14 protein-coding genes are annotated in these 18,853 nt (G+C 36.0%); 11 read left to right on the top strand and 3 right to left on the bottom strand.

Going from position 1 to position 18,853, the window contains the following annotated elements:
• The first annotated feature begins 646 nt into the window (after positions 1-646).
• From SLH46_RS21315 to SLH46_RS21270, 10 genes are all read left to right on the top strand, one after another.
• Positions 647-907, top strand: a complete 261-nt coding sequence (locus tag SLH46_RS21315) for a RyR domain-containing protein (protein ID WP_320283253.1) — start codon at positions 647-649, stop codon at positions 905-907.
• Positions 904-2,922 carry a hypothetical protein gene (locus tag SLH46_RS21310; protein WP_320283252.1) on the top strand — a complete coding sequence of 673 codons (2,019 nt, stop codon included), beginning with the start codon at positions 904-906 and terminating at the stop codon, positions 2,920-2,922. Before SLH46_RS21315 ends, SLH46_RS21310 begins: the two co-directional genes overlap by 4 nt.
• A gap of 2 nt (positions 2,923-2,924) precedes the next feature.
• Positions 2,925-8,333 carry a hypothetical protein gene (locus SLH46_RS21305; RefSeq protein WP_320283251.1) on the top strand — a complete coding sequence of 1,803 codons (5,409 nt, stop codon included), beginning with the start codon at positions 2,925-2,927 and terminating at the stop codon, positions 8,331-8,333.
• Between the two features lie 253 nt (positions 8,334-8,586).
• Positions 8,587-9,165, top strand: coding sequence for an RNA polymerase sigma factor (locus SLH46_RS21300; RefSeq protein ID WP_320283250.1), 579 nt, complete (start codon positions 8,587-8,589; stop codon positions 9,163-9,165).
• Positions 9,152-9,943, top strand: coding sequence for a zf-HC2 domain-containing protein (locus SLH46_RS21295; RefSeq protein WP_320283249.1), 792 nt, complete (start codon positions 9,152-9,154; stop codon positions 9,941-9,943). Before SLH46_RS21300 ends, SLH46_RS21295 begins: the two co-directional genes overlap by 14 nt.
• A 251-nt stretch (positions 9,944-10,194) precedes the next feature.
• Positions 10,195-10,842, top strand: coding sequence for a hypothetical protein (locus tag SLH46_RS21290; RefSeq protein ID WP_320283248.1), 648 nt, complete (start codon positions 10,195-10,197; stop codon positions 10,840-10,842).
• Positions 10,829-11,734, top strand: coding sequence for a DUF5683 domain-containing protein (locus SLH46_RS21285; protein WP_320283247.1), 906 nt, complete (start codon positions 10,829-10,831; stop codon positions 11,732-11,734). Before SLH46_RS21290 ends, SLH46_RS21285 begins: the two co-directional genes overlap by 14 nt.
• Positions 11,735-11,740: 6 nt before the next feature.
• Positions 11,741-13,369 carry a carboxypeptidase regulatory-like domain-containing protein gene (locus SLH46_RS21280; RefSeq protein WP_320283246.1) on the top strand — a complete coding sequence of 543 codons (1,629 nt, stop codon included), beginning with the start codon at positions 11,741-11,743 and terminating at the stop codon, positions 13,367-13,369.
• Positions 13,370-13,392: 23 nt separating this feature from the next.
• Positions 13,393-14,232 (top strand): M23 family metallopeptidase, encoded by an 840-nt coding sequence (locus tag SLH46_RS21275; protein WP_320283245.1) that lies wholly within the window; start codon positions 13,393-13,395, stop codon positions 14,230-14,232.
• Positions 14,233-14,391: 159 nt separating this feature from the next.
• On the top strand, positions 14,392-14,958 hold the full coding sequence (locus SLH46_RS21270; RefSeq protein WP_320283244.1) for a hypothetical protein: 567 nt from the start codon (positions 14,392-14,394) through the stop codon (positions 14,956-14,958).
• Between the two features lie 34 nt (positions 14,959-14,992).
• Here the strand turns inward: SLH46_RS21270 and SLH46_RS21265 are convergent, their stop codons facing one another.
• The 3 genes from SLH46_RS21265 to SLH46_RS21255 all read right to left on the bottom strand — a co-directional run bounded on the left by SLH46_RS21265 (position 14,993) and on the right by SLH46_RS21255 (position 17,401).
• Complete coding sequence (locus tag SLH46_RS21265; protein ID WP_320283243.1) at positions 14,993-15,619, bottom strand: metallophosphatase domain-containing protein; 627 nt, start codon at positions 15,617-15,619, stop codon at positions 14,993-14,995.
• Between the two features lie 96 nt (positions 15,620-15,715).
• Complete coding sequence (locus tag SLH46_RS21260; protein ID WP_320283242.1) at positions 15,716-16,594, bottom strand: hypothetical protein; 879 nt, start codon at positions 16,592-16,594, stop codon at positions 15,716-15,718.
• Positions 16,595-16,609: 15 nt separating this feature from the next.
• On the bottom strand, positions 16,610-17,401 hold the full coding sequence (locus tag SLH46_RS21255) for an HD domain-containing protein (RefSeq protein ID WP_320283241.1): 792 nt from the start codon (positions 17,399-17,401) through the stop codon (positions 16,610-16,612).
• Between the two features lie 127 nt (positions 17,402-17,528).
• On the opposite strand from SLH46_RS21255, the gene SLH46_RS21250 reads away from it, so the two are divergent.
• Positions 17,529-18,566, top strand: a complete 1,038-nt coding sequence (locus tag SLH46_RS21250) for an NADAR family protein (RefSeq protein ID WP_320283240.1) — start codon at positions 17,529-17,531, stop codon at positions 18,564-18,566.
• Positions 18,567-18,853 lie beyond the last annotated feature (287 nt).

The raw sequence follows: 18,853 nt of genomic DNA, 5'->3' as shown, positions 1-18,853 counted from the left end.
AAATGTAAAAAGTATCTCTTAAGTTTATAGAAAAATTTGTCCAATAGGTTCTGACGTTAAACACTGAAAAAGGTGATCGATTTTGCTGTTAGGATATGCCTGAATCCCTTGGAATTGTGGGATAATTCAGATTTATACGGAAAGCGTATATTCCAAAAATTGTTGTTTCCTGAAGGAATTGTCTATAATCGAGAAAAAGACCAATATCGAACCACCAGAATAAATGGATTCTTTTCTCTAATCCCAGAGATATCAAGGGATTTGAATGGTCATAAAAAAAGGGATTCTGTTATTTCTAACAAACTCCCCAATTGGGTGGGCCCACCTGGGCTTGAACCTGTTTTTTAATGCTTTCATTATCAGTGCGATAGCGTGTGGTGGTTTCTGCAACTCCCGAATTCCACACCTAAAGTTTACATCATGTATTTGAACTTGTTTGTACGAATATATGAATTAAAACAATATGCTACTACCAAATTTAGAATCATTCTAATATGTTTACATATTAATTATTATTAAATAATCATTAGTTTAGAAAGCATTGAATTCGGAATCAACTACCTGGACTATGGCCCCTAATAGTTGTAGCCCTTAATTATATACGATTCTTCAAATAATAATTATACCAAACAAAACCATTGTATCAATGAATAAAAATATTGCAATTCCAGACGAATTAAGTCTATTGTTGGAACAGTTAGCTAAAAATGTTCACAACACATGGATGACGGAACGAATTAATCAAGGATGGCGGTATGGTCATAGAAGAAATGATGAACTGAAGACTCATCCTTGTTTGATCGATTATGAAGATCTATCCGAAGAAGAGAAAAATTATGATAGAAATACGGCGTTGCAAACCATACAATTTATTCTTAATTCTGGTTATCAAATAAATAAAATATGAGACCATTATCTAAAATCCAATATGGTATAGACAAATTTATCTCAGGATCCTCCAGAAAGCAAATTCTTTCATGGCTTCTAATAGTCATGACAACATTTTTATTCTTTTGGATTTTTAGTTTTTTGGTGGTAAATAATCCTCCCAATCTGGAAAAACCAGTAGATCCAAAAGTTAAGGAAGTTGTGAACGTCCCGGAAAGTCAACCAACTCATGATGGAATAAACTCCTCTATGAATAATCGATTCCTGGGAATTTTTTCTCAATATATTGATCCCGGAAACGTACATATGGCTGCTGATGGGAAGAAATGGTATGCGGCAATTATTGCAATTGTTGGTGCAATCTTATTTAATGGAGTTTTTATTTCAACCTTAACCAACATGATCGAACGAAGAATCGAAAGGATTAATGAGGGGTTTGTCCGATATAAACTTACCAATCATGTAGTTATTGCAGGTTATGAGGATTATATTATTGGAGAAATAAAAAAGAAAATCGCAGAAAAGACTAAACAAAAAATTATAATTCAAACTTCTAACCATCCTGATGAAATTAAAGAAAAAATAAACGTTCTTTTAAGTTTAAAAGAGAGAAAGGAAATAATCTATTATCAATGTAAAAGAGATTCTGTCGAAGATGTACTTCAATTATATCCGGAAAAAGCATCATCAATTTACATATTAGGCGAATCAAGTGATTGGGAACGGGATAATAAAAGTTTATCTAGTTTTAAACTTATTCAAAACCGTATAATAACGCATTCCAACAAAAAGAAAAATAATAAACCTATACCAGTAAGTCTCTTTATCGAAAATCAAACTTTTTATGATGTAATTAAAGATTATAATATTGAATCAAATAGTAAAATTGAATTCAGATTAATAAATTACTATGATGAATGGAGTAGAAGAATATTTGCTGATCCGTTAAGCATTCATCCTGATCAGAAAGATCTATTTAAATTATCAATTCCTGCCGAAGACTTTCAATCAAATAGAAATAAAAGGTTGGAGTTAATAATTGTTGGATTTAATACAATGGGGCAAAGTATTGTTAGAAATGCGATACGACTGTTACATTTTCCCAATCATTCAACTACAAAAATTACTATAATTGATAAGAAAGCTGATGAGCTTTTTGAGGAATTTTCTCTTAATTATCCCGGATTTCAATCATTATATGATTTTGAGTTTGATACTATTAATAACAACTTCTTATCTCATCAAGTACAAACTTACATCCAAGAAATTTATTTAAAATACGAAATACAACCCCATTTTATAATTGCACTTGGAAATACAAGTGAAGCATTTAAAGCTGCACTTAATCTACCAAAAATCGTTTTCAAAAAAGAAACCCCTATTTGGATTCGGCAAGAGATTGCAGAGGGTGGAGAATTACTGAGGCGTGCAAAGATACCACCAAAAGAACTGGGACTAGCTGAACGAAGTAATGCATACACCCATTTCTCCTTCTTTGGGATGCTTGATACTGAATTAATGGCTCTAAGGGATTACCAAAAACGAGAAAAGTTAGCGCAAACAGCGCACAAAACATATTTGGAGACTGGGGAGCAAATGGAATGGCTCAATCGGAATTCTCCTGCTAAGCCAAGTGAATTACCATATGAAGACCTGGCAGAGATGTATAAGTGGTCGAACCGACATCTAGCTGACAGTTACATATTAAAACTTAAAGGTCTAGGATATTATTTAATCGAAAATGAAAATTATGACAACACACTTTACGAAAAGGTGGAAAACATTGAAGTGATCCATTCTGAAGCGATGGCTCAAACAGAACATGCAAGATATGTGGGGGAAAGAGTAATGGCAGGATGGACTCTAGGGCCAAGAGAAGATAAGTATAAAACTCACCCGGATATATTAACATGGGAACAACTTGGCAAAACGAATGAACAAGTACAAGAGTACGATAAAGAGCTAGTTGTGAACATGATCAAGAATTTAAAAGAAAATGGGTTTACTGTTTTAAGAAAGAAGGAGGAAAAATAATTATGGCATGTTCTGTATTTATTAGTTATAGGAGAAAAACAAATGAAGAGACAAATTATAAAGGGTTTGTTGCGCACATAAATGATTTGCTTAAATATAGATATAATATCCACGAAGACGATTTGTTTTTTGATAAAAGAAGCATGGGAGTGGGAGATGAATTCAAACAAGAAATTGAAAAGAATGCAATTGCCTGTAAGGCATTAATTTTAATAATTAATAGGGATTGGGAAGCCCAATTCCGTGAAAAGAAAGAAAAGCATGAAGATGACTTTGTTTTAACAGAAATATTATGTACACTAAAATCAAGTCATAAAGTAATCTTTTTCCCAGTTTTGGTAAATAGAACAGAGGTTCCGAAAAGTGAGGATTTACCCGAAGAACTAAAAACTCATATTGATATATTCAAAGAATTCAATGTTTGTGATTTTTCAGGAGACTTTACTAAGGTTGATCAATTTGTTTCTGAAGAGCTAGGCAAAAAAATTGTAGAAAAATTCCCTGAGCTTAGCAATACTGCAGCAAATTTAGAAATGATAAATACTTCTGCATTAAAGCCCTCGGATATTCTTGGTCAGAGAGGGGATCAAAGATCAGGTTTTATTGATTCGTTTTACTATGAAAGAGACGACATTGATGGAGAAATTGTTGAAATTTTCAGAAATAGCTATCAAACACCGAAAGTTTTACTATATGGAAAATCACTTGCTGGAAAATCAAGGGCTATTTATCACTATTTAAAATCGGAGAAATCACCTTTTAATAAAATTATTCTTATTACTGAAGATAATATAAATGCTACATTACAAAAAATAGAATCCCTTAAATCATATAGACAAGCTAATGATATTATTATTGTTTTTGAAGAGTTATATAAATGTTATCTGTCAAACATAAAAATTGAAAAGCTTCTTGAATATTATTCTGATTTTCCAATAATAGCTTCCTGTACAGAATTTGAGTATAATTTGATAAAAGCTGAATTGATTCAAACTAAGTTTGGTAAAATTGTAGTTGGAGCAACATTTGATAAGATCAAAATCAAGATTCTTACTAAAGAGCAAGTAAGTGAAATTATAAAATTTACGGGCTACTCACATAGAAAAGGTCTAACAATTGGTGCTTTATTGGGAATTAGCTACCCATGGGAAAGCTACAAAAAGGACGAACAATTACCATTTGTAAATGATGTGCTTGATGCTATTAGAAATATCACATATTTAGCAAAAGATAAACAGTGTCAAAGTATATCAGTTGTTAATTATTTAAACCAAAAGCTACAAAATAATGCCGTATCCCAAAATAATTACATTTCATATTATAATCTGAAGCGAGATTCTCAGCTTAAAATCAGCATCGAGGATGTGATGAAGCCAATAATGGTTCTTGCTAATTTTGGAATTCTATATAAAATTTCACCTAATGAATTCGATAAAGATGATATCCACGTTGATGAAGATTATTATAAAAATATAGTTAAAACACTTTCTTTTCAAGATGTTGAAAAGGAAATACTTAAATATGCAAAGAACAATAAAAATATTGCTCGACTAATAGTTCATCCAAAGGCGATTAACATTAAACATCTGTTCAGGAACAGAATAGATGATAGGTTAATAAATCGGGTCTACAATGCATACATTCAAAAGACAGTTCAAGTATTTAAAGAAGCAAATAAGAAAAAGAAATTAACTGCTTTTGAGGTAGCCAAACTACTTGCTCGAAAGTATCTTGGTGAAGAGTCAAGATATGATGTTGTAACAATACAAACATTGAGTAAATATGCAACTACAAAGTATGAGGTCACACAAATTCTTAATCTATCACAATCAATAGAAGATACAAAATACGAAACAAATGCATCAGTGCATAAGCCCAAGAAAGTCAATATTTTAAATAGTCTTTTAAACAATTTTACTGAAGTTGAACTATTGGAGGTATGTCCGAAGCTTAAAGAGATTTTTCAGTATAACGAAGCTACTTATCATTTGATTCTAAAAACTTTTGGAAGAAAAGACTATGCGCTATGTTATTTTAAAGAAAATAAACTGCATAAATTTAAGTTATGCGTGAGGCACCTAATTCGGGATAGAAGGTTTCACTGGTCATTAGAAGAATATGAGAATATTATTGATAGTTATATTCCAAAATTCAGTGTAACTGAGGAACATTTTGAATTTGGCCTTGAATTATTTAATGAAGCTTTGAAAAGATGTAAAAGGCATAATGCAAAGCTCTATAAATGGGGTCTGGAACATAAGTACATTAAGCCTGATATGGTATCATTAATATCCCATTTGCAATATACAAAGGATCCTCAATCTGCCATCAATAATATTCCAAAGCGCCTTATTAATATTCGAGTTCTTAATAAGTTGACTCAAATCTCAAGAGATTATTGCGAAGCGAAAGAATGGTATGAAAGAATATTAACACCAGATGATTTTTCATTTGATTATTTAATGAAAAAAACACAGAATTCTGAACAAATAGAATTTGTATTTAATGAGATGAAGAACAGTACCCTTAATCTTGAATATTCTGTGGTTTCATTGATTGTGCAGAAACTTAAGATATTAGGTGCTAGGCCGATAGATGTGTTTAGTGAACTGTTTAATGAAAAATATAGACATTTCGTCCTTAACAAGTACAGTCTCAATAAACTTCTCATTGGTTGCAGTTCTCAAGAGGATGGAGAGGAAATGGCATGTGAAATATTTCAAAAAGCTCATTTAACTAAAACTAAAATATCTCTTGATTCATTTAATGTCCTTCTAGGGATAATAAGCTATGAGAATTTTGATGATTTAATGGTTGAGCTACAGAACAAATACAATCCTGATAGTTTTACCTATAGGTCAATCCTTCGGAATGAGAAATTAAAATCAGCACACGAAAAATATTTCGATCTCTATGTAAAATATATTGCAAAAACAGAAATATCACATGATGATTTATGTATTAAAAATTTTTTGGAACCTTATGACGGCTACGCGAATAAAATAAAAAAAATAGAAGAATTTGAAGATTTAAACTACACCCCAACGCCAGAATTTTTATCACAATTATCACACGAAATTACATCGGATGAAGATTTGATTGCCTTGTCAGAATATTGGGGTAAATTTTATAGTTCACCCTTACCTAAATTAATAGTCGAGAAGATCATAACCTTTTATAAATGGAAAAAGAGTAGTGACTTTTCACCTAAATCGTCGATACTAAAGCTGGCTCAACAACATCAATTAGACACCTATGGACTTAATAAGGCATTAAACGTTTTCAAGCAGACTGGGGAAAGTCAGATGGTTGCAGAAACGTTGAAAGAATTAGAATCGTTCGGAATAATTCCTGATGTAGCCACTTATTCTATATGGTTAGAATGTTGTGATAACTTTGAAGAAGCAAGAGTCGTATTTCGTCAGGCTCCTCGTCCGAATCATGTGTTATACAATAACTTATTGAAAAAAGTAACTTCATATCAAGAGTTTATTGACGTATTTACAGAACTGGAGGAAAAAATATTAATCCCAGAACGAGGGGATATTGACAGAGAAAATCTTGATAGAACGTTTAATATCTGGTTGTGTTTTATCCGAGATAAACTCGATTTGGATGAGGAAAAACAAAATCTTCAGGAGCTATTGCTAAATAAAGAAAATGAGTATAGTTATAGATTAGATTGCAGTAGAAATGCGATATTGAATCGTGATAGAGATTTGGAAGAAGCAATTGCTTCAATTAAAGAATCTACGACAAAAAATATACGAAACTACAATTCCCTATTTGTTAAATGTAAAGCTTTTTCAGATGTAAAGATGATAGTAGATGCTATTCGGGAAGACAGGGTTGTAGCACCGGATAAAGAAACCTATTATCAATTTGTTGAAAAATTCACATTATATAAGAATGGTGAGAGTAGATGTTTTGAATATACCACACATCAGTTTTCACTTTTAACTGCAACTGAAATCAAGTTTTTCAAAAACGATACGAGATTCTGGTCTCAGTTGTTATATCTCTGGCTTCAACAAGCAAATAACATACAAGAAGTAAGACAGGTATTTGCCTTCGATTCTAAATGGAGAATTCCGAAACACAAGGACTTTTTACCTTGGGAATTGGATTGGTTTAAGAATACAATAAACTCAATAAGCTGTGCAGAGGATGCCAGTTTGCTCTATAGTCGAATAAAAAATTCGTGGAAAGTAGATTTTGTAAAACAATTAAACGAGCCCAATAAAATTAATGAATATATCTCCAATGAGCCAGATAAAGAAACTCTCGCCAGATCTTGGCAGTGGTCCTGCCAAGATATTAATGAATTTAGACTTATTCGTTCTGTTTTCCCAGATTTAGTTTCTTCAAATTGTCAAGGTAATCCTTGGTATAAAAGAGTGATACAGAGTATTCAAAATTTAAATGATGCAAATTATTTCTATGAAGCATTAGATGATGATTGGAAAATGGATAATCAAGTTGTTGACATTCTAAAACAATTAGGAAGCCTAGAAGACAAAAAGAGATTTATTAAAAACAAACCCGACAGAAACAATTTAAAAGAATCTATTTTGCATTTTTCTTGTAATAATCTTAATGACTTTAAAGATATTCAGAAGATTATTCCGGATATAGTGGTTAATAAAAATACTCTCTGGTACAAGCGAGTGGTAAGCAGTATTAACAACTTGGATGATGCAAATTATTTTTATGATTATCTGGATGATGCTTGGAGAAAAGATCTTCAGGTTGTCCATCTTATGAAACAACTGGATAGCATTGAAGAGAAAAAGAAGTTTGTTTTAAATAAACCTGACAGAGATAATTTAAGTTTGTCTTGTTTATATCTCTGTAGTGATATAAATGAATTTCGAGCTTTGATAGAGATATTTCCTGGCTCATATTTCCCTAATTACAACGCTCCTTGGTATAGGAGCATATTGAACAGTATAGCTAAAATCGAAGATGCAAAATATTTTACACAGGGATTAAATGCAATAGACAATAAACAAGTGATAGAAGATGTGAAAGCACAACTGAACATTGATGATCAAGAAAAACTAACGGAATTTTGTGCGAAAACAAAAAAGGACAGGAGCAAACACTTAGAGGTTGTTCGTACTTTTAGTGAATTCAAATCACTTACGGTTAAATATCCTAATTGGAAGGTACCATCTTATCATCGAGCTGAATGGTATAAATATACCATTCAAACAATAAATAATCTAAATGATGCGAAATACTTTTTTAATCATATAGATAATAAAGGTAATTATAATCATGTGACAAATATTGTATACCGGCTTAATTCGCGTAATGAAAGAGAAAATTTTTTCCAGTTTATTTTTAAAGAATATCCTGGAATTAAATATGATGAAGGAAGGATGCGAAAAATATTAGGAGATTCATAGTCCGACTTCAGTGCTCAACATCAGAACTTAATTTTTCACGATGGCTAATAAGCATATGACTTCATGTCATCGCTCAACGACTTGAATACCAAAAATTTCAATATTAATCATAAGTTAAAATCCTAAACCGGCTATCAAAAACTAAAAACATAATGTTTTAAAAAGTTACTTTTATACAAAACAAAAAACCATAATAAGTTGACCAACAACAGGCAACTTTTGTACTGAACTAATTTTTAGCCAATAAACATTGATGAAATCCGGCAATAATATTACTGATATTAGCACAGACAGGCGTATTGTGCAAAATGCCCTGGATGGAAATGCCGAACTGCTGGTTCATTATCTGAATAACAATTGCAGATACATTTTTAACCGGATCGGGAAATACGATTTAAAAAATGACATCGATGTAAACTCCGCCGATCTGATTCATGATATTTATATCCTACTGAATAAGAATGACTGGAGAATTTTGCGAACCTTCAACTTTAAGTCGCAACTAAAAACATGGCTTGGAACGGTGGCCTACCGCCATTTTCTGAATAAATACCGGAATGAGTTGAAAGAAAAAGGTCGTTTTATGCCTCTTGTAAATGAAACCATATTACAAAAAAGCATGTTGAACGAATACAATTTGGCGCATTCTGAACTGGAAGATTTAATAAATAAGCTTCCTAATTCAAAAGACCGGAAAATACTTACATATTTGTTGAAGGGTTTTGAGCGAGAAGAAATTGCCGAAATGATGGGTGTAAGTATAAAAAATGCTTATGTGCTAATACACCGGGCCCGAAAAAATTTTAAAAAATTGGTAGATGGAGAAAAATAAGACATATACAATTTGTCCGGATGATAATGTGCTGGCTCAGTTTATTGAGGGTACTTTATCTGAAAAGGATGAAGATCTGGTTTTACTTCATCTGGATCATTGCCCGACCTGCTACAATATTGTGCGGGCTGCACTGGAATCAGAACTGGAAGAAGTTGTAACTGGTTCGGAACAAGGTACTCCTGGAGATGAGTCGATTGAAATTCTTAATTACCATGCTGCCGGAAATAACGATAATGGCCAACAACATCATCACACCAACAAGTGTAAATATTGTAAAAAGGATTACACCTGCGCCGTAAAAGTACAGCAACTTGTTTTAGCCGAATTTGATATTAAAATCCCGGAAAAAGAACTGCTTGAAGAAGCCCGGCAAGAGGGCTGGTATGTTGAAGGCAAAGGAATGTTGCTGGAACATGTAGGCAAAACACTCAATAAACACGGCATAGAAACCAACAGGATAATTGATACAACTTTGCAGGAACTGGAACTGGCGTGTAAAGCCGGGAGTAAAGTAATTGTGGCAGTTGATTCGGGCGAATTATGGAGTGACAGCCCGGAAGAACAAAAACGTGAAGAGCAGGAGGATCTTATTGAGGAGATCCCGGATCATGTGGTCTTGGTTGTTGGAGTGGAAAAAGAAGGTGAAACAATTGTAGGCATTTCAATTCAGGACCCGGTAGTTTTTGAAGGAATTAAAACAGTTGCATCTGATGTTTTTATGGATGCCTGGCAGGATTCTGACTTTTTTATGCTCAAAGCACTTCGCAAATCGTAACCTTTCATCCGACAAGATCTACAAAAGCCCCCTTTAAATCCATCAGATTTAGAATTTCTCACTTGGCATTCAGTTTTTGTGCCTGTTTTTGCAAAATTTTAATATTTATCAACATGCAGTAGATCAGCGTGTAACGTCCATTTTGAATTAAATAATCCACATTTTTTCAAAAAAAAATAGTTGTGTTGTAAGATTTCGCTTTCACATAACCTCTCTTGATTAAACAGTATTAATCTTAAAACTGAGAAGTTATGAAACGAATGAAACAAGCAATTTTAGTAGTAATGATTTTAGCCCTTGTACCATCGGTTGTTGTGCATGCACAAAGCGATAAGAAGTATCAAAAGGAGCTAAGTAAAGTTTACAAGAAAAAAACAAAAGAACTAAAAAAGGACGGCTGGGAAGTTTCCGGAAGCAGTTTAACGCTTGAAGCTGCAGTAATGAAGCATTTAAAAACCTTAAACTCTAACGAGCAGAAAAGGGAGATAATTGGTGAGGTGAGTAACTGCGAAAGCGCAAATCTCGGGAAACAGCATGCCTATGACAATGCTGCTATCACTTATGCAAATTCGGCCGGAGCTTTTCTCAAAGGAAAGGTTACAACCGAACTGTCGAATAATGCGGCAACGGAGCTGCCTAATGGAATTGACAATTTTTATGCTGCTTACGAGCGTAAAGTGCAGGCAGAGATACAGGGTTCGATAAACGCTACCTTTTCGCTGATTAAGAAGAAAGAAAAAAACTATGCGTACCAAACCTGGTTTATTGTCGATGAAGAAGCTGCGGCGCAGGCACGGATGCGGGCAGCAAAAGTAGCTTTAGCCGAATCGAAATTAAAACAGGAGCATGCACGAATGATTTCAAAATACATCGAAGAAGGTTTTGATGTCAGCGAATAAGAAAATATTTCCCCAAAGACTCCATCTGCTTTTTGTGGTAGTTTTACTTCTGGCTGTTTCCCCAAATACTCTGAAAGCACAGCAAAGTAAATCTCACCACGAAAAGCAACCCTGGGTAAAAGGGAATTTACCACCCGCAGCAGGAAATTTCCGCTATGTGATTGCCCACGGAGAAGGAAAGTCGGTAAAGGATTCCAGAGAAGATGCCCGGCTGTTTCTGATCATGGAACTTGGTTTCTCGTCAGGCGTTAAAGTGGAATCGGAAAGAAACATTGAGATGCAGAGTGAGGACCTATATTCCAGCGGAGTTGCTTCCTACAATGAATCGACAAAACACATTGATTCTTATAAAATCGCGGGAGACGAATACAGTATGTCGTTTGCGGCGCTTGACGAGTATTACGAAAAAAGCTTTGACAAGTACCAGATGTGGGTGCTGTACGCGGTGTCCGAAAAGGAGTTTACTCCGATTGTCCCTGAATATTCTCAATCGTACGGATTTGCGGCCGTTTGGCGCTCTGCTTTGGTTCCGGGCTGGGGACAGTTTTATAAAAAGCAAACAGGCAAAGGACTTTGTTTTCTGGCTGCTGAAGGAGTTTTAGTTGGTTCGGCTGTGTATTCCGGAATGCAGTACACCGACAATGTTCGGAAATCAAACGAAACAACAAAACTGTCGCTGATAAAAGAGTACCGCAACCGGGCAGACGAATGGGAGCTTCGGCGAAATATTGTCCTTGGAACGGCAGTTGGCGTTTACGTCTGGAATGTACTGGATGCCGCCTTGGCAAAAGGGAAAGTAAAATATGCATGGATTCCGGATAATCTGAAAATGACGGCTTACACCGACTCTGAATTTAAGTATCGGTTCTATGGATTAACCTATAATTTTTAAACAAAAATGAACAAACACTTTATCATATTATTGATCGCAATTCTTGCTTTTTCCTGTATTGAAGAAGAACCTCTGATTGTTACCGGAACAGCAAAAGGGATTGTTACGGACATTGAAACGGGAGAGCCGCTTTCCGGAGCAGCGGTGAGCATGGGATCTGCCGGAACAAAGCTGAGTGACAGCGACGGGAATTATGAATTCACGGATCTTCCTGCTGGAGAATACGACTGTGTGGTTACAAAAAATAACTACGAATCGACCATAAAAAAAGTGGTGGTATCAGCCGACATGAGTGTGGTAAACGATTTTGGATTACAACTTATTGGTGCCGGTTTAAAACTGAACACCACCACCATTGATTTTGGATTTTTTGAAACCGAGAAATCAATAATTCTTGGAAATCGTACCGGAAACGGCACGGTTACCTATAACATCAGCACCAGCAACAAATGGATTACAGTAAGCCCGTCGAGCGGCACCATTAACAGCGATGAAGTGATGGTAAAAGTTACTTTCGATAAAAGTGGTTTGACTCCCGGCAATTATAACGGAACAATACTGGTGGCAGGCGGCGATGCAGGAAATGCAACGGTTAATGTTTCGGGGAAAGTTATGGAAAGTGCCAAGCCTGTTGTAAATATTAACACCAGCGATGCAATTACCAAAACCTCCTTTACGATAAACGCTGAAATTACCTCGGTTGGAAGTAGCAAGGTGAGCGAATACGGAATTGTCTGGAGCAAAGAACCGAATCCTACCATTAATAATCAGAAACGCAATCTGGGGACCAGCGAAACTACCAAAACATACACAGTTACAGTTTCTAATCTTGAATCGTTGACCAACTATCATGTGCGCGCTTATGCAATGAACAACGAAGGAACTTCTTACAGCAGCGAGCTCATGGTAACAACACTCGATCCAACAAGCGATGATCCGGCTCCACCGGTGGTTTACATTTCATCGGTAAGCGATATTACAGAAACAGGCTGGACTGTAAACTGGGGTGTTAGCGATGTTGGTGAACCTAAGGTAATCAGCCACGGTCTTTGTGTTTCGGCAGATGAAAATCCTACCAAACAAAATCTGATTGAAGACATGGGAAGTTTAAGCATCGGAAAAAGTTATACAACTAAACTTAACGGAGCATCTGAAAATACAACTTTTTATGTGCGTGCTTATGCCGAAAATGAAACCGGCATTAGTTACAGTAATCCGGTGGAAGTTTCTACGCTGTCGGCTTATCCGAAAACGGTTTCACACGAAGCGTATACCATGAACATATTAAGCTGTACACGTGATGACCGAAAAATAACCATCAAATTCAATGTGCAAAACAACGGTCGCTACACCACCGAATTTAACGGGGGATCAAGTCCACGGCCAACACTCCATTCTTCAGCCGGCGATGTACTTGAATTATCCGCAAGTTCGTTTGGAAATAGCTACTGGTTCTACTCACAAACTTTTGCGCCCGGTGTGGTAATTAAAGGCGAATGGATATTTGATGATGTGCCCACCGATATTAGAGCGTTCTCTCACCTGCGTTTCCAAACCTGGGCCGACAAGGACGAGTCGGGAAGGGGTGAAACATCTAAAGCACACACGATTGAAAATATCATTATTCAGAACTGAGTAGCTAACTAATTCCCTTTTATATGAAAACTCAACCATCCGTAACCATAATTATGCTTGTGGTATGCCTGTTTACCTGGCACAGGGGAGGTGCACAAAGTTTAAAACAGCTTGAAACATCTGATGCCCACGAGAATTGGAAAAAGAAAAAGAACCAGGAATACAAAGCGTGGATAAGCGAAAAGGAAAAGGATTATAATGCCTGGCTAAAACAAAAGGAGGAAGAATACCAGCGGTTCCTTAAAAACCGTACTGACTGGAACAAGATTGTACTGGGAGAAGAGATAAAACCTGCAGTTATTGAAATCCCTGAAGCGGAGAAAGAAGAAGTCGATCTCGAAATGCTTACTCCACGCTATGTCTCGATAGAAGCTGATTTGGATACAGAGCTTAAAGCACTAAAAACAAAGATTGGACAAGCGGAAAAAGAGACGGCAATAAAAGACAGTTTATACCAACAAGCAGTAAATGCCATTCCAAACATTGCTCCTGTGCAGGGGAAGTACAGCATCAGTTCTGCTTTTGGATATCGCTCACATCCCATTTACAAGCGAATTATCCATCACGACGGGATAGATCTGTCCTGCCCAAGAGGAACGCCTGTACTGGCTCCTGCAAGTGGTATTGTCGAACAAGCTGGGTGGGTAAAAGGCTATGGTAATTTTATAAAGATCAGACATGGGAATGGCTATGTAACGGTGTACGGACACCTTTCGAGTATTAATGTGCGCATAGGTGAGCATGTTGATAAGGAATCAATCATCGGGAGAGTTGGCAGCACCGGAAAATCAACCGGTATGCATTTGCACTACGAGATTGTAAAAAACGGCAAAAAGATAGATCCGAAGCGGCATTTGGGTTAAACGAAAGGTGCTGATAATTCTTATGTGGTCAGATTCGGAGTGACCTTCCGTGATTTTGGAACTTTGGAAAATAACACCCTGAGCATCCAAACGAAATAAAAAACCAGGGCGAGAAAGCCGAAAATCGTTTAGAGTAGGCATTTGAAAAATACTTTACTTATGAATTGTTTTAACCATCAAGACTGTGTTGCGGTTGCAGAATGTGCAAAATGTGGAGTTGCAATGTGTTCCGACTGTGTGAATGAAACGGAATATACGATAGATAACAAAGCTCTCTGCAGGAAATGCAACCTTGAAGAAATTAATTTGAGTATTGAATCAGATCGGAACGCAAAGATGTGGACGATAGTAAAAATTGTTGTTAACGTAATTTTCCTGGCAATCGGGATTACTGTTGCTATAAGCGAAGGTAATCTTTGGGAAGGAGCAATGTACTGGGGAGTTGCCGGTCTTCCTGCTGCTTACCGATTGCTAAAACCGGATGAAAAGCAAAAGGCTCAAAACCGTTTGGATGATGCTGTTGCTGATATAAATTCTACAGGAGGAGGATTGTTTAACTGGTTTATGAGAGGACTAATTTATATTGTTCTTGCTTTTGTTATTGGTGCTGTTGCAGCTCCTATTCTGCTCATAACCGGCATATTAAAATTACCAAAACTCAGTAAGAATATTGAATACAACGAATCGCTTCTGACTAATTTTAGTCAGGAACAAACAGCAAGTTAGATTTGATTAATGCTATTTCCAAACGCAGCACGTTTCATATTTCAAAAGTATAGGGCTTCATATTTTGGAGTCCTTTTGCTTTGTTAGTTAGCGATGCATTAACAAACCGGGTGTAAGCATTGCTGAAGTTGCCAACTGCTTCGTGCACATGCCCGAAAAGGTGGAACTGAGGTTTTATTTCATAAACCTTGTTTAGCAGCGCTTCACAACCTGCATTTTCGCCATTAACTGTGTTATCCAATATACCTTTTGGCGGACCGTGTGTGATTAAAATATCTACATTCTCAGGTATTTTTTGCCAGTGCTTTTGAAGCTCTTCTCCGCGCTGTAAATTAAAAGCCATGTTTTTGTATTCGGGAGTGTACGGCGAACCCCAAAAGCGAATGCCTTCTATCTCGATCCCGGAATCAAACAAATAAAAGAATTCATTCGGGTACGTTTTGGTAATAAAACCGGGATTCTCTTCCAAATAGTAATCGTGGTTGCCGGCAATTAAGATTTTATGGCAGTAATTCTGTTCCACAAACCAGTTGAGGAAATCAATGGTTTCATTTTTTGTACCCTTTAATGTAATATCGCCACAGTGGATTAGTAAATCCCCGTCGGGCATTATTAATTTATTGTGTTTGCCGTGTGTGTCTGAGAGAACTATAATCCTCATTTTGATTCGTTGTATTTGTTTGTTGCTTAGTGAATTGTGTAGTAGTTGTTTTTCATATTGATCGTGTAAAATTGGTAATGTTGTGTACTAAAACTTTTATGACTTTTTATCTTGTTCAAATCTTGCAATATCTTTTTCTATTTCGTTGATGTCCGGCAAGTAGTTTTGATCATATATTAGCATGTCCTGGGCACTAACATGAAGATAACCAATAATAAATAGTGCAGATTTCATTTCCCCTATACCTTTTTCGCTTTCGCCTTTTTCACATAAGTATTTCCCATATTCGTATTGGCCTAAGGCTGACTCATAATTAATTGATCTAAGATCCGTTCTTAGGCGTCTGTTCATGTTTTCTTCATCCATTATCATTTCCATGTGCTTCTCAATATCTCCTCCAGAGTCAGGGATAATCCTGTACTCGCTGAATGTCTGTAAAAGTTCAGTATGAATTAAGTTTAATTTTTCCTTGTCTCCTGATGTGCTCAAGAATTTAGCGTAGATCCGTCGGGTAAATTGTAACTCTGCTATGTCATCTAATTGTTTGCTATACATTAACACGATGTTAAACAATTCGTGTATGTTTTCCGAATCTCTACAATCTGTATCTTCTAAATGCCTCTGATGAGAGATCATTCCTGCATTTCGGACAGTCGTATTTACATGTTTAAAGTGTTTGCGTTCGCGTGTTTCTTTTGCAAACTCAAGTTGGAGTTTAGCCAGGTCAATTAGAATTGAAATTGCCAGGCTTCTTTTACCAGTGGAGGCAATAAAAATTGCGATATTACTACGTAGCATATATAAATAGTCAAGAAAGTAATTGGAGTCTTCTTTACTTTCAAACCCATCAAGTTTATTCGTTATTTCATTAATTAACAATTCGGTTTTAGCTACATTCTTATCTCGGAGCAACGCCAGGTACGCTTCATTTAGTTTCTTCTCTAATTCTTTAAATTCGCTGTTTTTTGAGTTCATCTTGGCTTTGATTAGTTATTCTAAATATCGTCGGTATTGCGCTACTTTTGTTTTTAAACGGTGTGCTAAATACTTATTTGTTAGATTTAGGTGCATGTAAATTATTTGCGCTTCTTCACTGTACATGATCACTTTTTCTTTTGTCCAATGCTTAGGAGGCGGTTGTAGGTTTGTAATCCGGTCGGCCAGTTTTACCATTCCAACTTCCTTCTCCAATTGAAGTATCCTTTTTAGGCTGTCCTTCATTCGCTCCGATTTATCCTGAATATTTTTATTCTTGCTCAATGCCAGTACTGCATTGGTAATTCTTTCTCCGAAAGCCGTTTTTAGTTCATTATAGCCGGTATCGGTATCTTCAAGAACATCATGCAGCAGAGCAACCTGTACTGCATATACTACATCAAAATAGGGCTCTGCCTGGTAAGCCATCAATATTTCCATCGCCACGTTTGAAACATGTACCATGTAATTAATTTCAGAGCTGGGTATTTTCTGGTCTTTGTGTTTTTCACCTGCAAAGCGGATGGCTTTTTGATAGGCTTCCTGTAATTCTTTCGGAAGGCTTTTATTCGACATCACGTCAACGTGTTCCCACTTGTTTTTACTTTCTGTATGCAAAGGCTCTTCTTTTATTTTCTTTAAAATCTCGTTGTCGGTAGCTGCATCAAGTGCCGGTGCATCATCGCCCCAAAGACTCATGTTCCAACCTAAATTGTAGGCTTTTAGAAGATAAGAGTTCAGAAAGTTCTTTAAGTTCTCTTTCGACCTATCATTAATAATCTTATCTAATTCTTTTTCAAATTGCATACGACTGTACATCAATCCTGCAAGTGTTGCAGGGGAGTTAGTAAATTTTATTTCTTATGTTCAGAAAGATACTAAATTGATTTTATATATTGTGAATAATTGTTCAATTGAATACCATATTCACAGGATGAAACTCAAATACAATATTCACCTTCTAAGAGAGCAGGTAAAAGCGAATCATCAGCTTGACTTTCTGTTTTTTTTCACACACGAACAAAGCAGTCCCGGCCTTATCGACAAATCATGCATGAGTCAGTGGTTCCGGTGTGCGTTCAACTATCAGGGCTTTCCTTTTCACTCAACCGAACAATGGATGATGCATCAAAAAGCTATCGCTTTTAATGACCACCGTTCTTGTTGTGGTATTATGCAAACCGAAACACCTAAAGCCGCAAAAGAAATAGGGAGAAAAGTAAAGAACTTTAATGAGGAAATCTGGAAAAGATACAGGTATGGAATTGTTGTTTTTGGGAATATCCTGAAGTTTAGCCAGAACAGAGAATTGGGCGAATTTCTTTTAAGTACCGGAAATAAAGTACTTGTTGAAGCAAGCCCGGTCGATTTTATCTGGGGAGTAGGTTTGACTGAAGATGATCCGGCAATAACGAATCCCGACAATTGGCGCGGAGACAACCTGCTTGGTTTTGCATTAATGGAGGTACGCGATTTTATTCGGGAATATGGTTTTTGGAGAGACTTAGATGTTGATGAGTACGATTTACATTTAAGCGAAATTCAAGACGAACTTTACGATCTTGATTTATGGGGCTTGCATGATAACGGGACGAGTTTACATCCCATGTTTGCCAAAGGGAAAGAGTTGGATAATTTAGTTTTTAATGTCCTTCAGAGCATTGAGATTTTAGGTGATGAAGAATTTGAAGAATTGGAAATGGTTCTCTCCAATGTGGAGGAGAATGTCGTGGAAATTGCCAACTTCGATTATTTACCTGAAGATTTAAATGAAGATCCGGATCAAAGTGATGAAGTCGCTGAGCTTAGGACTGCTGTTCAGCAATTGGAATATGATCTGAAGTTCCTGAGCCAACATTTTTCTGAGGATATCTTGCACAGTTTGCTTTCAGAGGCGATTAAAGTACTTGGTGAATACAAGGAACTTTGTGAAGAATGGAATTTAAAGGCCTTGCTTGGTTTTAAGGGATGATTTCGGCCCTATATGGAAGCTTCCAGGGGTGACTTTCCCCTGCGAGTTTTGAGTTTCGTTTATATAGGGTACATGCTCGTTCGTGTGCTACTTTCATCAGTTTGACAGCTTTAGAATATATGCTTTAACATATAATGTGTATTTTGTTGTCCGAATTATATTTAAATGCATATAATGTAGTATATTTGTACTGTATTATATTTAAAAGCATATAATGAAGCAATTGTAAATCTTCAGCCTAATTTGGACACGTTGGTATAAAAATTAAGAGATGGTTTTCTTAATTT

The sequence above is a fragment of the Draconibacterium sp. IB214405 genome, from assembly GCF_033963885.1.
GTDB lineage: Bacteria > Bacteroidota > Bacteroidia > Bacteroidales > Prolixibacteraceae > Draconibacterium.
This window is presented reverse-complemented; position numbering and strand designations above follow the sequence as displayed.